Raw genomic sequence first — 15,252 nt, forward strand, 5'->3', positions numbered from 1 at the left:
GAATCGATGAATATTAAAAACAAGATTCCGGTAAAAGCAGGCGTGGCGAAGCAATCTCCGCCCGAGTTCTTGGGAGATTGCTTCGCCCACTCGCTGATTTTTGACTTTGCTTTAATGAATACAGACATACAATTTCCGCATGGGCTCGCAATGACGGTGCCGACACATTGGATGGAAGTTAAGAACCCATTTCAACTCAAAAACTATTTTATGAAATTTGCACCTTCCTTTTATCTAAAAAACATACACATCCGTTGCGCCATGTTTTTGTTGTTTTCGTTGACTACTACACACATCTATGCACAACCGAAAAAACAAATTTCGGCTGACACAGCTTTGTTTTTCGACTCGCACTTTCATTTAACGAATTATGTGCAGGAAGGCATCAGCATACAAAAGTTTCTTTCGATCATGGGAACAACAACAGGCAGGTCCACACTGTTTGGCATTCCATTGCAACAACAATGGTCGTATTCAAACACCGGCGATTTTGCTCCGACATATTATCTCGCCAGCGACGCGCCGTTGTACTATTATTCATTTACCGATGCATATATCGCAATGACCTATCGCTCTTTATCTGCCAAAGATCAAAAGCGCTTTGACCCCATGATAACGGGTTTTAATCCTGCAGACATGTATGCGGCGGACCACATCAAACGTGTGTTGTTATTGTTTCCCGGCGTGTTCAGCGGCATTGGAGAATTCTCTATTCATAAAGAATTTGTGTCGTCAAAAATTGCGGGCGAAGTAGCATCACTCACCAATCCCGCACTGGATCGCATCCTCGACTTCTGTGCAGAATCTGGTTTACTCTCCATTCTTCACAATGATATTGATATGCCTTTCCCAAAGTCCGGACAGGATCCTTATCTTATCAAACAGATTGTAGATCTTTTTCGCAAGCACAAAAACACAAAGATCATTTGGGCACACTGCGGATTAGGAAGAATCGTACGTCCTGTTGAAGAACAGATTTCTTTCCTGGATAAATTTTTGGCGGACCCAACGCTTAGTCATGTTTGCTTTGATATTTCCTGGAGTGAAGTAGCAAAATATATTGTAAGAACTCCGGCAACCATTAAAGCGACCGCTACACTTATTAATAAATATCCTGACCGCTTTTTGTTTGGCACTGATGAAGTAGCTCCGCCTGATGCAGAAAAATACCAGGCTGTGTATCGAAGCTATCAGCCTTTGCTTGCGCAGCTAAGTGCTGAGGCCAGGTATAAATTATTGAAAGGAAACTATACACGTCTGTTTGATGAGGCCCGCGTGTCAGTACGTGCGTGGGAAAAGGCCCACCAGAATGATAGTACGGTGACTGTACCAATATCAACAACTAGTTCGGGAACGGGTAATCAGGATTGATGTAAAGCATATCGCTTGTCATCCCCACGAAGGAGGGATCTGGAATTTACACTTGCGAGCAATTCGCATAAATAAGCACCAAGATCCCTCGTTCCTCGGGATGACAAGCAACTTTCTTTATTCTTTCTAAGCAGGCTAACTAAACGACATTGGATTAGATATTTGAAAATGATAGCTAAACACATTGATAAAAGTGTGTGTTAATTAAAAAAATTCTACCGCATGAATAACAGCAAAAGGCCTATGCGATTTTTTGCTGGAACATTGTTACTGTTAAGCTCGGTTAATGTATCGGGTCAGGATAGTACTATAGTAAAAAAAGACAGCAGCAAATTTGATAAGTTTAATGCCAAGGCAGAGAAACTTTTCAAGATTATTCCTGTCCCTATATTTTCTTACTCAAGTGACGCGGGCAATATTTTTGGCCTGGCAAAATTCAATGTATTAAATCTCTCAAAGAAAGACACCATTTCAAAGCCTTCAAAATTATCTGAGGTGATGACCTTCTCTACTAAAGGAAGGATCAACATTTCAGTTGCAACAGAACTGGTTTTCAAGGAAAATAAATACATCGTTATTTCCTATGTCAACTATAAGAAACAACCGGAATATCTTTTTGGAATTGGCAATGATGTTACAAGAGAAACCCAGGAGCAGGTACAATATGAAAGATTTAAATTTTCGGCGACAACACTTAGAAGAATTGCCAAAGATTTTTATGTGGGCATTCCTTTCAATATTTCCAGCTACTTTAATATTCGTCCGGATAGCGCAAGCTTCCTGATAAAAGACAGTGTAAGTGGTGTGCAGGGAGGCTTTACAGCCGGCATTGGCTTGGATGCGGCTTATGACACAAGGGACAATCGCTACAATCCACACAAAGGCGCATACATTATAGGGGTATATCTATATCAGCCGGATTTTATGAGCTCTTATGTATATGGCAAAATGACGCTGGATGCAAGAAAATATTTCAGTCCATGGTTAAAGCACGTTATAGCGGTACAGGCCACTACAACGTACTGTACTGGTGACGTTCCGTTTTATGAATTGGCGTTGCTTGGTGGCGACAACCAAATGCGCGGTTATTACCAGGGTGCCTTTCGCGATAAAGTGTTGCTCGATGGACAGATTGAATATCGTATGCCGGTTTGGAACATATTTGGCATTACGGGCTGGATAGGTACAGGACGCGTGGCAGACAAATACGAGAACCTTGCGCTTAGAGGTTTTAAACTTTCTTATGGTGGTGGCCTTCGTATCAGAGTAGATTCCAAACACGATACCAATATGCGTTTTGATATGGGATTTGGACCTGGTGGAATCAGCGGGTTCTATATCAATTTTGCGGAAGCTTTCTAATGCCATCCATTTTACCACTGAGGCACTAAGGGCACTAAGCTTCACTAAGGGGTCGCCGATAAAGGACGATGTTACAAATAAATTTAGGACCTTTCGTAGAGACGCATTGCATGCGTCTCTTTTACATTATCGGGCTGTTACACACTTCTTCACAACATCAAAATTAAAAAAGACGCATTCAATGCGTCTCTACTATCTTGCGTTATTCGTTACAATCTTTTAAGTGTTTCCAAATACTTTTGCACTCCTTAGTGAAACTTAGTGCCTCAGTGGTAAATTTTTTAACTCGCACACTAAAGACTGTCGTACACCGCACACCTACCATCCTCCACCGAGTGACTTATATAATAACACAATCGAATTGAGTTTGCCCTGCAAGGCTTGTGACGCATCCAGTTGCGCATCGAACAGATTATTCTCCATGAGTATTACTTCAATATAAGAGGTATAACCGAAGTCATATCTTGCCTTAGATAAATTCAGCGCCTTGCTGGCCACTTCCACCTGGAATCTTCTTTGTTCGTATTCTTCACTAAATGTCTTATAATTATTCAGGGCATTATCTACATCACCAAAGGCAGCAAGTACAGTTTGTTGGTATTGATAGGATGCTTGTTCGGTACGCCTCTTTTCTACTTCCACTAAATTTTTCCTTTGATTGAATTGGAAAATGGGTCCCGTAATATTTCCAAAGCCATTCGCAACAAAACCTTTTGCATCAATGAATGAACTTAGCTGAGGACTTGCAAATCCCAATATACCCGTCAAACTAATTGTTGGGAAACGGTTTGCCTGTGCTACGCCAATTTGTTCAAACTGTGCTTCCAGATTTTTTTCTGCGGCAATGATATCCGGTCTTCTTTCCAGCAATTGAGAAGGCAGACCTACAGGAATATCGGGAGAAAGTGTTTGATCAAAATTGCTGTAGCCTCTTGACACTTTGCCTGGTCCTTGTCCCATCAAAAGACGAATGGCATTTTCCGTTTGCACAATTGCACGTTGAATACTTGGAATAGTGGCCGCCGCAATTGCTTCCTGCTGCTGGGCTTGCAATTTATCAAGCTCCGGCACATAACCTTTCTCAAATCTATTAGAAATAATTTGCGTACGCTCTTTTCTATTTTCAAGTGTTTGCTGCGCTATGAATAATCTGTTATCAAGATCACGTAGTAAAAAGTAATCTGTTGCTACTTCAGACACAAGACTTACCTGCAATGCATTTCTATTGTTCACAGACGCGAGAAACTGTGCCTGGAATGATCTAGTGTTATGCCTTAACTTACCCCATATATCAAGCTCCCAGTTCAAGACACCAAAGGCACTAATCAATCCACCTTCTATGCCTGCGGCCACGTCTTTTGCAGATTGCCCCGCATGACCTCCGCCGGCCTGTGCAGAATAACCAAACTGAGGCAAGGCATTTGCTTTTACAACAGCAGTTTGTGTACGTGCTTCTTCAACACGTGCTGCAGCTGTAAGCAGATCGCGGTTGCTGTCGAGAGTAGTTTTAATCATCGCTGCAAGAGCAGTGTCCTTATAAACATCAAACCATTTCGCCAACGGCATTGTATCCGTCGCTAATGAATCTCTATAAGAAATGTTAGCAGGCGCTGTTGGCTTTTGATATTTCTTACCCACCATACAACTCAGGGAGAGCAGTATGACAGCGAGAAAAAGATATGCATGTTTTGTTTTCATTGTCTATTACAAAATCGTCGTGTGACAATTAAGAATTAGGAATTAGGAATTAAGAATTCATCCAGTGCAAAGACACAACAAGACTTAGAAACCTGCTTCTCTTCATTTTCAATCTTCAACTTTCAATTTTCAATTCCATCCCATTTTCAAATTTTCAAATCTTCAAATTAATCAATGGCTCGGTGGATGCGATTGATCGGGTGGATTCGATTCACCCGCAGCAGCCGCGGCCTTCTTCTTCTTTCTTTCAATCAACACAAAGAATGCAGGCACCAGCAGAACGCTCATCACTGTAGCTGCAATCATTCCTGAGAACACGGCCATACCCATAACCTTTCTTCCTTCTGCACCTGCTCCGCTTGCGGTCAACAATGGAATTACACCAAGTATGAATGCAAGTGATGTCATCAGGATCGGACGGAAGCGAAGCTTCGCTCCATCAATCGCTGCATCCATCACGTGATCGCCCGCTTCCTGTTTCGCCTTCGCAAACTCAACAATCAGGATGGCGTTCTTCGCATTCAAACCGATCAACATTACCAAACCAATTTGTGCAAATATGTTGTTTACATAACTCAATGATGTTATACCCGCCAGGAACAGTCCAAGGAACGCGCCCAACACTGCCCACGGCGTTCCCAAAAGCACACTCACCGGAAGTTTCCAGCTTTCATATTGTGCCGCAAGAATGAGGAATACGAAACCGAGTGCCATCAGGAAGGCAGATCCGGATGAACCTTCTGCTTGTTTTTCCTGGAATGAAATGTTGCTCCATTGATAACCCATGTCTTGCGGTAATACTTGTTTAGCCACTTCTTCCAACGCTGTCAATGCCTGCGCCGAACTATATCCCCGTGCGGGCACACCGCCAATTTCTGCGGCTCGATAAATATTGAAGTGGTTCGTGTATTGCGGACCTGTTGTATCACGTACTGAAGCCACCGTTCCTACCGGCACCATTTCTCCACCTATATTCTTTACATAGAATTGTTGCAGATCCTGTGGCGCCATACGATAGTTCTGATCCGCCATTACGTACGTTTTATATTGACGCCCAAACTGGTTAAAGTTGTTTACAAATGCACCACCCATCATGGATGATATAGTTGTGTTCACATCGTTTAACTGTAAACCGAGCTTGTCAACTTTTTCTTTGTCTACTTCAATATTTTTCTGAGGAACGTTCGCACGGAAGAGTGTGTACACTTTTCCAATTTCTTTGCGTTTGCTCGCCTCTGCAATAAATTTCTGAGCATTTGCAGCGAGATATTGCGGAGAGTTACCTGCGCGATCTTGCAGCATCATCGAGAAACCGTTACCGTTACCCAAACCAATGATTGGCGGCGGACCAACGGCCAGTACCGTTGCCTGAGACACTTCTTTCATACAAATGGCATTGATCTCCTGTACCAGGTCCAGCGCTGTTTTGTGACGATCGTGCCAAGGTTTGAGTGTGATAAAGAATGTGGCTGAGTTTGGCGACACCGTGTTGTTCAAAAGGTTGTTACCATTTACGGTAGTGTAAAGTTCTATTTCAGGAATGTTCTTTAAAATCGCTTCTACTCTTTTTGTTACATCGTCAGTGCGTTGCAGCGAAGCCGCATCCGGCAACATCGTACTTATCAGGAACCAACCCTGATCTTCTTCCGGCACAAATCCTGATGGGATAGATTTGCCGAGAAATACAGTCGCTACAACAATACCTACAAGAACGAGCATAGTGATCAACAGCTTTCTCGCAAAGAATTTTGCAACGCCTACATAGCCATTTGTGAATTTATCGAAGAAGCGGTTGAACGCTGCGAAGAATTTTGCAAGCAAGCCTTTCTTTTGACCCTGCGGTTTTAACAACAACGCTGCAAGCGCCGGGCTTAGCGTCAACGCATTGAATGCCGAGAACAAAACCGAAATCGCAATGGTGATGGCAAACTGTTGATACAACCTTCCCGTGATGCCTCCCGTAAATGCCACCGGCACAAACACTGCAGCAAGAATTACCGCAATGGCGATAACCGGACCACCCACTTCCTTCATGGCTATGCTCGTCGCTTCCTTGGGCGACTTACCATGCTCGATGTGGTGCATTACGGCCTCCACCACTACAATGGCATCATCCACCACAAGACCGATCGCGAGTACCAATCCCAACAATGAAAGTGTATTGATAGAAAAACCAAGCAGTGGGAACACAATGAATGTACCGATCAAAGAAACCGGAACGGTGAGCAACGGAATCAATGTGGCACGCCAGTCTTGCAGGAAGATGAACACCACAAGAATTACCAGGACCACTGCTTCAAATAAAGTATGCATGATCTCATTGATACCTTCTGTAACAGCTAGTGTAGTATCAAGAGCAATATTCATCTTCATGTCTACCGGAAATCTTTGTTCCAGTTCACCCATTCTTTTCTTCACTGCCTCTGCAACTGCCAACGCGTTTGATCCCGGAATTTGATATACTGCGATTGTAGAAGCGGCACTACCATTGATACGGCTCGTCATGGTGTAGTTCTCTGTTCCAAGTTCTATCCTGGCAACATCCGACATACGCACGAGAGCACCGTTTTCATTTGCTTTTAAAATGATCCTTCCAAACTCTTCTTCTGTTACAAGACGTGATTGCAACATCGCGGTGTAGGTATTCTGCACACCTTTTGGCGCAGGCTCTGCACCAAAACTACCACCCGGCTTGATAAGGTTTTGCTCTTTCAGTTTATTAATAACGTCCTGAACGGTGAGTTTGTAACGGGAAAGATCATCTGGTCTTACCCATATTCGCATCGCATATTCTGAACCACCAAATACAGACACGTCACCCACACCGTTGATACGTTTTAATTCATCAACGACATTGATAAATCCGTAGTTGTTTAAGAATTTGGAATCATAAGTATTCTTGGGAGAAGATAGTGATACCAGCATCAGAGGAAACGTAAGTGATTTCTTTACTGATACACCCATTGCGGTAACTTCCGGAGGGAGAAATGGATTTGCGAGTGCCACACGGTTTTGCGTAAGCATGTTGGCATTGTCAAGATTTGTTCCAACTTCGAAAGATACTTCCAATCTCATAGTACCGTCGTTCGCATTTACGGAACGCATGTACAACATTCTTTCCACACCGTTTACCTGTTGTTCAATTGGCGTAGCTACGGTTTGTTCCATGTTTACAGAATTAGCGCCATTGTAAGTAGCGTTCACCTGTACCATTGGTGGTGTGATCTCTGGGTATTGCGATATGGGAATACCTTTTAGAACCAGTACTCCAAGTACTACCATCAGAATGGAAAGTACCATCGCAAAAATCGGGCGCCTGATAAAAAACTCGCTCATGGACGGTGTAATAAAGTTTTATAAATAAGTAACCGGACTTATTGCTTTGTTGTGGTTGAGTCGTAGGAGTAAGCTTTGGGCACAGGCTTTATTTCCATGCCTGCCTTGATAAAGGCATTTCCCACAAGTGCCACATTATCGCCTGGTTTCAAGCCATCTGTTACAACCCAGTTGCTGCCCGACCTTTCTCCTACTTTTACAGGACGCGGATTTATTCTGTTGCTATCATTCACCACATATGCCATATACACATTCTGCATTTGATTGATCGCCTCCTGTGGAACCATTATAGCATTCGGGTACTCATATGCTTTGAATCGAACTTTCACATACTGACCGGGACGCAGCAGATTCGATCTATTTTCAACAACAGCCTGTACTAACAATGACCCCGTAGTAGGATCCACTTCGCGGTTGGCAAAATCAAGTTTCCCTTTTTCAGGAAAAATAGTACCGTCGTTTAAAACGAATTCTACCTCAAGGTTCCTGGCCTGATCAGCATTTAACTTCTGTCTGTACATGAGGTAATCTTTTTCAGTAATGGGGAACCGCACACGCAGCGCACCCAATGTTGATACAGTATTGATTGGTGGTTGACCGATGCTTTTCACGTAATCGCCTACCTGCACTTTCGATATACCGATGATGCCATTTATAGGTGAAGTAATTCTTGAATAGCTTAATTGCAAGCGTGCATTGCTGAGAGAGGCTTGAGCAGAGCGTACTGCTTCCTTTTGCGCATCATATGTAGCCTGTGCTGCATCAAGATCGCGCTTGCTTAGGGCATTCATGTCTGCAAGAGGTTTTACCCTGTCGAGATCTGCTTTGGATTTTACCAGCATGATGTTTGCTTGTGCAAGTTCTGCATTTGCAGCCTGTTCACGATCTTTCAATTCATCATCCTGAATTACATACAAGAGTTGGCCTTTCTTAACGGCCGAACCTTCCTTGAACGCGATGTTCTGAACCCAGCCGTTTACACGCGGTTGAATTTCTACATCGGATTGACCAAAGGTTTGCCCGACATACTCCATATATATGGGTAGATCTTTCTGACCAACTTTTACAACCTGTACTTCCGGTACGGGCGCAGCGGTCTTTTCGTTTTTGTCTTTGCACGCTGCAAAGGCGGAGAAAAGAAAAAGGAACGGTATTGCTTGACAGGGCTTCATAAATATCTTTTTACAATGAACCAGCGTCTTTATTATTTTTTTTCTTTCGATTAAACACTTTATTCTTTGGAGTATGTATCGGTCAACAAATCCTAAACAGCCAATCAATCAGAAATGTTTGCTGTTTGAAAAATTATCTTTTGTTAAGTTGTTAGGCTTCATGTGCTGCTACTCCTAACAATCAACAAGTTTCCTAACACCATGCATAACCGCTTTTTACAATCCAAAGCGATACTGCAATCCTCCAATGAACTGTTGCCTTGATCCGAGAAAACCATACTCTGCACGTATCATCCAGCTCTTATTTATTTGATATTGTGTTCCCACAATGAAGTTCCACATGTTCTTGGGCCTTTTATCAAGCGAATATTGCACGCTTGCATTTCCCGCGCCACTAACCACTTGCGATGCCTGATCAAGAAATCCCCCCGCTCTTTCCAGTGCATTATTGGCAGTGTTATACTTTGCCTTATTTACAGGATTTGCTTGCTGTGCGTCTGACAAGCCATTCCACCATGCGTTCACATTCTGCTGAGCATTGTTTACTTTCATGTAGCCTGTATCAAGTTTGCTTTGCCATTGGTCTATAGGGAAAAGGTCTGTTGCATTCAGGGAGCCGCTTGTTCCGCTATTCAGTTTCACGCGAAAGCCTCCAACCCATACGGCGATATTGCTTTTTTTATTAGGCAAAGTAAAGTTCTTACCCAGCCTGGGGCCGAATACAAATGCATATGCGGGCTTTTCAAGTTCCGGAATATCTGTCCAGGTAAAGTTCATATCAATCGCCAAAAAAGCACCGCCGATACCAAACGTGGGTGTAAGGCCAAATCCGTAAGTCGTAGCATCAAAATTTGCTTTCGTGTTAATTGGCAAAATCTTATTCCAGGCGCCGCTGCTGTCGGGAATATAAATGCCTGCATTGATGGCGGTAGACAAATGCGATTTAGCAAAAATTGCATACACATTTAAAAACGGGAACAACCAAATATCGGGTCTGATGTTGATCCCACTGGAAGTTGATGTCGCCTTGTCGAACCGAACTATCTGGTCGAGATTATATTTAGGTCCGTTATTAAATCCCACTTGTAAATTGTTGATAAGAATGTCCGACTGTTGCCAGAGGTACTGCATACTCAGCCCTGCAGAATGTGGAAGGTTATAACCTTTCGCTACTACCTTTTTGCCCCAGATCGGTAGCATATACGGGTATTCGGAACGAATAAGACTATCTCTTAAGTCAGTCTTTTTCTTTCCTACCACTTTATCGGTTGTGTATTGCCCATAGGTAAACGAAATTGAAAGTAAAGTGGTTATCAGAGTCAGGAAAATACCAAGCTTTTTCATCTGTCTGTATTTTATTTTATTTTGGCCAGATGGAATTCGCATGAAACTAACAATGTCTTTGTATAGCAGCATTGTTGTCACGCTCATTTCATAAGCGTATGACGGGGTTTTATCCGAAAAAAATGTCCCCTGGTATTTTACAAAACAACTGTATTGTAAAACGGTTCGCAGGACACATCCAAATTACCCCGTAAAAGCATGACTTTCCTGCTTTTTAGGCATTTAACTGTTAAATGAACAACCGTGAATTTATTTTCTTGCAAGATTGCGGCAGGCGAGGTTCGTTTGTCCGTGAATGATAGAAAAGCAGACGCTGCTTTTTTGTTTATCGATAACCCTTCCTTCAAATTTCAGTAGGAGATATTTTAAACTTCTTTTTAAAAGTGTAACTGAAGTGCGCAAGATTGGCGAACCCAAATTCGTATGCGGTTTCTGTTGGCGACTTGCCGATGGTCAAACTTTCTTTCGCAGCATGCAAGCGATAATGCTGATAGTATTGATAGTAGGATAATTTGAACATGCGTTTGAACAACACTTTAAACTTCGTAAGGCTCATGTGCACCTTGTGCGCCATATCTTCGATGCTGGGACAATTGCCGGAGAGATCACTCACGAGTACGTTTCTTATTTGAATCATCCTCGATGCTTCCAATATGCCCGTTTCTTCCTGCAGCTTATTGCTTTCAACGTGTATTTCCTGTATCAGCGAAGCCAGCAGATTATACACTGATGCCAGAAAGAAAAGTTTCTGTGCACCCTCCTTCCAGGCATACTCAAATAGCTTGTTTACCTCGTCTATCATTACGGAAGTCATCGCTGCGTACCCTTTTACTGTATCACCGTTAAATACATTAAACTGCTCATCGTCGTTTTTATCCCACATACCAGTTAGTGCATTCTTAGAAAAAATAATGATAACTGCTTTCGATGTTTCATTGGGGATCACCTTAAACAGCGTTTGAACGTCTGCTGAGAAAAAAATCGCAGAATGTTTTGCAGCAAGACCGATGCGATTCAACTCTTCATCCACGTTGTCGAATGCATGCAGATCGATGTTTTCCTTCAGAGAAAACAGACAGGAATAAAAAGAAGGTTTTCTTACTGCAATTCGTCTTATGCCTATTTCCTCCCCAAACAAAACATTAAGCCTGAGTAGGGAAATATGTGGGGTAATGGAGAAGAACTCAATTTTGCCTTTCGCTGTTTCATTGTCGAGAGAAATCGAATTACCTACCAGTGCTACACCGGTTTGGTATGACTTTGAAAGCTGTTCATACAATTTTATGAAGTTAGATTTGTCAACACTCAGATTGACGCGAAATTCTCTCATAGAAAAGTGTTGGGTTGATTAACAACCGGTAAAACAAAAAGTTCTGTTTCAAAGCGTTTACGTTTCCTGCCAGACAGGAACAAAAAAATCCGGCTATGGAAATAGCCGGATACATACCTTACTAAGAAAACTATGATAATAACCCTATACTGATAAAGCGTTTATTGCTGTCATATTTGATAGTGCAAACTTACAACGCGAAGGGTTTTTCATATTTCTAATTCTGTCAATAGTCTTTCAAAAAACGGTTCAAATAATGTTAAAGGCCATTTATCCCTTTCGCTCCTTATACTCTTTAAAAGCGCTCTGTTACAGCACATTACAAAGGCATTCATTAAGCGCTGCAAACTTTTTCAACACTGCCTGATCTTGTAATGCATTTGCCGTTTTTTGAAAGCCACAGTAATTCACAGTTGGTACTTTTGACTTATCCAATTACTTCAAATGCGACGCATTCAGAATAATGAATAGCAAGCAGAAGAAAAACCAGCGTTCAATAACGCTATGAAAAACCACGGCATGTTTGCTGTTTAAGCAGCGAAGAAAGAGATCCACTTTCTATGAAGAACAGCCGTATACAAAGAGCGAGTCACTGTGGTGACTCGCATCTTTTTTTAAATCATATCGCAGCGACATTTATTAGCCAGGCAATGCCTTCATTAAATGCAAAAGGACAGACCATAATAAGTCTGTCCTTTTGCATTTAATAGGTTCCGCGTAGTTACTGAACAATAAACTGCTTCACCCAAACATTATTTTGAGTAGCAATCCTCACAAAATAAACGCCGGGCTCAGCGTTCATCAAATACTGCCTGCGGTCGGAGCCATCGGTAACAAATGAACGTTTGAGGATCAACTGTCCACTAACGCTGTAAATACTTGCATCAACACATTGGCCGGAAGGCAGGTCAAAAAACACTGTACACATTTTTGAACTGCTGTTGTAAGAAACGCTCCAATCAGACTTGTCATCAACTCCTTTATAGGTGGCAACAGATGAATAAAGCGCTTTACCGTCTATATCCACTTGCTTGATGCGATAATATGCTACTACATTGCCTACGGTTTGATCAACAAAACTGTAGTTTTTCACCGCAGACGCATTGTCATCCTTGGGGTAAATTTTGCTGATCGCTTCAAAGGCACGACCATCACTGCTGCGCTCAACTTCAAAATGATCATTATTTACCTCATTCGCGGTGCTCCACTGCACGTATGCCTTGCCGTTATCATCCGTTACTTTAAAGCTAAGGAACGTAACCGGTAATAATCCCCCGTCTGTACTTGCCAAAGTGAATGGGCCAAAGCTATTATAGTAAGTCGTAGACTTTACATACGGGCTTGGGCTTGAAGAAGAATTTCCTCCATTTGTCCATTGGCTACCATCCCATCTTGCAACACGTAGGTTGCTTGGATTTGCAATACCACAGCTCCTCGTATTATCATAAGAAAGCCAGATATTGACATCAGCACCTGGAGCAGCCTTGTCTATTGTCCAATATTCGCAGTTGCTAATATTTTTTAAGTTGACCGGATCATTCTTTTTTGTGAGGTCATAAGGAGGCGATGGGTTTTTCCTGAAATATCTTACGGTTAAATAGTCATTACTGTGCGCGCAATTTGACCATTCTTCTTCGGTAATGCGAACCGGCGCATAAAATCCGCCATTGCCGACGGGATATTCTACAGAACTCCATCCGCTTTTATATTTAAACGGCCCATCCACATGGCTTGCATTGCTTGCGCCTGTAACAGAGCCTTGATCCATTTTAAGATAGTTGTCGTCTGTGGCCGACTTAATAATTCCTTTTTTGAAGATAAGCGCCTGAGCAGTTCCATAACCGGATACGTTGAAAGGCGCGTCCAGTATTATTTGTCCAGAGGGCTTATCAATTGTTACCGGGCAATTAAAGAAATCAACTTTATCCGGATGTGCATTGAAGAAGTGCTGATCGCCATTGCCGGCAACAACAACACTCAAACTTATTAGGTACTTTTCAGCCACCGATGTGGTTGCATTAAGATCGCCTTTTAGAATGATAGTTGCATCACCTCCCTTGGAACCGTCAATAACTCCTGTAACAAGTGTCAGCTTGCCATTAACAACCAGCGAATCTTTCGACGTTGGTTCTACGCTAGTGCAGTTTAATTGAACGTTATAAAAATTCTCAACATGGTTGGTAACTTCAGTGCTATTGACGTTCGAATTTGCAAATACATATGTACCGTTATTGTGCAAAAACTGACCGCCATAATTTGCGTGTCCCCCTTTATTATAAAAATAATTTGAGGTGGACTTGAATGTGCCCTCTGGTTGTATGATCAGCTTATTGAAGTAACTGATAACAGGTGAATTATCAGGGAACTGTATAGTGCCGCGAAGTACTGTAAAATTACCCCCGTTGCCTATTCTTATCGTATCATCAATACCCGCTTCATTTCCCCTGTAAACATTCACCACCGTAGCGCTGGTATTTTTTACAATGCCTACAAATGTACTAGGTCCGCCTGCCGCCAAAGGCCCATTAAGTGTAAGGTTACTTGTGTTAGCCCCTGTACAACCAATAGGAATCGAACTTCCATCAAAGGTTGACGCTTCAACTAAATCTTTCTCTATTTTGAAAAAGCCATCGCCTGCGAGCTTCCCGTTGGTAAGTGTAAGCAGGTTATCTACCTGGAAAGAATCAATCGCAAAATTCTGGTTGAAGCTTGCTGATTGATCATCCGGTTGTTTATTGATAACCAGGTTATAAAATCTAAAAGAGCCGCCGGCAGGGTCGTCTAGCGTAATAGTATTGGAGGCGCTGTCCATAGTTACTGTGCTGGTACCGGGATCGAACGCGGAGATGCTTGATACGCTCAAATTTGCTTTCAGGTATATTGAACCCTGGTTCGCTTTAAACTTTCCACCACTTATTGAGCATACCTGGTTAGAAGAGATATTTAACTTACCTGTTCCTGCATCAAAGGTTCCGGCAGAGAGGGCAAACTTCGACTGAACTGTTAAGTAGCCGGCATTACCCAGCGAAAGTGCCCCACCGGAAATAGTGATATTATTAATTACAGCGGTATTATTTAACACGCAGTTGTAAGGAGTGAGGGCCTGATCAAAATACACATCGTCTGACGCGCCCGGAACACCGGCCCCGCCTGCACCTCCGGAAACTGTTGACCAGTTGTTCTTATCGTTCCAATCACTTGAGGAAGTTCCAACCCAAAAGAGCTGGGCCGCATTTGCCACAACAACGTGTAGCATGAGAAAAAGAAGGATTACATACGTTTTCATGTATAACTGAATTTAAAGCCACCTATGAACGATTGCGATCATGAGTGACTGGTTATTGCGAGCCCAAAAGAAATTGTTGCTTCCGGATTTAACCAGGCTCGCTTTTCAGACAGGAATTATAAAAACGTTTTCTGTAATGTATAGTAAGTATGAAACTGATTGCAAAGGTAGGCTGAAAGTCCAAACATCATATAGCATCATTCATTTGTTTGTATCTGGTTTTTATTAAAGACTTGATTATTATAAAAAAAGACAATTAACAAAAGCCTACGCACTTAGAGAATGAGACGATAAGGGCATTCGTGTAATGATAACCGTTGCTGTGAATTAATAGCAAAAGCCTTAAATGTTTC

The 15,252-nt window shown here is 42.3% G+C and carries 8 protein-coding genes; 2 read left to right on the forward strand and 6 right to left on the reverse strand.

The window, feature by feature from the left end:
• Positions 1-6: 6 nt before the first annotated feature.
• Positions 7-1,371 (forward strand): amidohydrolase family protein, encoded by a 1,365-nt coding sequence (locus QJ048_RS01025; protein ID WP_282332449.1) that lies wholly within the window; start codon positions 7-9, stop codon positions 1,369-1,371.
• 222 nt (positions 1,372-1,593) lie between these two features.
• Positions 1,594-2,733: a BamA/TamA family outer membrane protein gene (locus QJ048_RS01030; RefSeq protein WP_282332450.1), complete on the forward strand. Its 1,140-nt coding sequence runs from the start codon at positions 1,594-1,596 to the stop codon at positions 2,731-2,733.
• A gap of 318 nt (positions 2,734-3,051) precedes the next feature.
• On the opposite strand, the gene QJ048_RS01035 is transcribed toward QJ048_RS01030, so the two are convergent.
• The 6 genes from QJ048_RS01035 to QJ048_RS01060 all read right to left on the reverse strand — a co-directional run bounded on the left by QJ048_RS01035 (position 3,052) and on the right by QJ048_RS01060 (position 14,899).
• Positions 3,052-4,431: an efflux transporter outer membrane subunit gene (locus tag QJ048_RS01035; RefSeq protein ID WP_282332452.1), complete on the reverse strand. Its 1,380-nt coding sequence runs from the start codon at positions 4,429-4,431 to the stop codon at positions 3,052-3,054.
• A gap of 171 nt (positions 4,432-4,602) precedes the next feature.
• Positions 4,603-7,767 (reverse strand): efflux RND transporter permease subunit, encoded by a 3,165-nt coding sequence (locus QJ048_RS01040; RefSeq protein WP_282332453.1) that lies wholly within the window; start codon positions 7,765-7,767, stop codon positions 4,603-4,605.
• A gap of 38 nt (positions 7,768-7,805) precedes the next feature.
• Entirely contained in the window at positions 7,806-8,939 is a 1,134-nt protein-coding gene (locus tag QJ048_RS01045; protein WP_282332454.1) for an efflux RND transporter periplasmic adaptor subunit, read from the reverse strand.
• Between the two features lie 216 nt (positions 8,940-9,155).
• On the reverse strand, positions 9,156-10,283 hold the full coding sequence (locus QJ048_RS01050) for a hypothetical protein (RefSeq protein WP_282332455.1): 1,128 nt from the start codon (positions 10,281-10,283) through the stop codon (positions 9,156-9,158).
• Positions 10,284-10,626: 343 nt separating this feature from the next.
• Entirely contained in the window at positions 10,627-11,613 is a 987-nt protein-coding gene (locus QJ048_RS01055) for a helix-turn-helix domain-containing protein (protein WP_282332456.1), read from the reverse strand.
• Between the two features lie 721 nt (positions 11,614-12,334).
• Complete coding sequence (locus QJ048_RS01060; RefSeq protein WP_282332457.1) at positions 12,335-14,899, reverse strand: T9SS type A sorting domain-containing protein; 2,565 nt, start codon at positions 14,897-14,899, stop codon at positions 12,335-12,337.
• Positions 14,900-15,252: the final 353 nt, after the last annotated feature.

It is taken from the genome of Pinibacter soli (assembly GCF_029961145.1).
In the GTDB taxonomy this organism is placed as follows: Bacteria; Bacteroidota; Bacteroidia; order Chitinophagales; family Chitinophagaceae; genus Pinibacter; species Pinibacter soli.

Excerpts from the sequence above, each read along its gene's own strand:
- QJ048_RS01060 (WP_282332457.1), bottom strand. The coding sequence starts at position 14,899 with ATGAAAACGTATGTAATCCTTCTTTTTCTCATGCTACACGTTGTTGTG.
- QJ048_RS01040 (WP_282332453.1), bottom strand. The coding sequence starts at position 7,767 with ATGAGCGAGTTTTTTATCAGGCGCCCGATTTTTGCGATGGTACTTTCC.
- QJ048_RS01035 (WP_282332452.1), bottom strand. The coding sequence starts at position 4,431 with ATGAAAACAAAACATGCATATCTTTTTCTCGCTGTCATACTGCTCTCC.
- QJ048_RS01050 (WP_282332455.1), bottom strand. The coding sequence starts at position 10,283 with ATGAAAAAGCTTGGTATTTTCCTGACTCTGATAACCACTTTACTTTCA.
- QJ048_RS01025 (WP_282332449.1), top strand. The coding sequence starts at position 7 with ATGAATATTAAAAACAAGATTCCGGTAAAAGCAGGCGTGGCGAAGCAA.
- QJ048_RS01030 (WP_282332450.1), top strand. The coding sequence starts at position 1,594 with ATGAATAACAGCAAAAGGCCTATGCGATTTTTTGCTGGAACATTGTTA.
- QJ048_RS01055 (WP_282332456.1), bottom strand. The coding sequence starts at position 11,613 with ATGAGAGAATTTCGCGTCAATCTGAGTGTTGACAAATCTAACTTCATA.
- QJ048_RS01045 (WP_282332454.1), bottom strand. The coding sequence starts at position 8,939 with ATGAAGCCCTGTCAAGCAATACCGTTCCTTTTTCTTTTCTCCGCCTTT.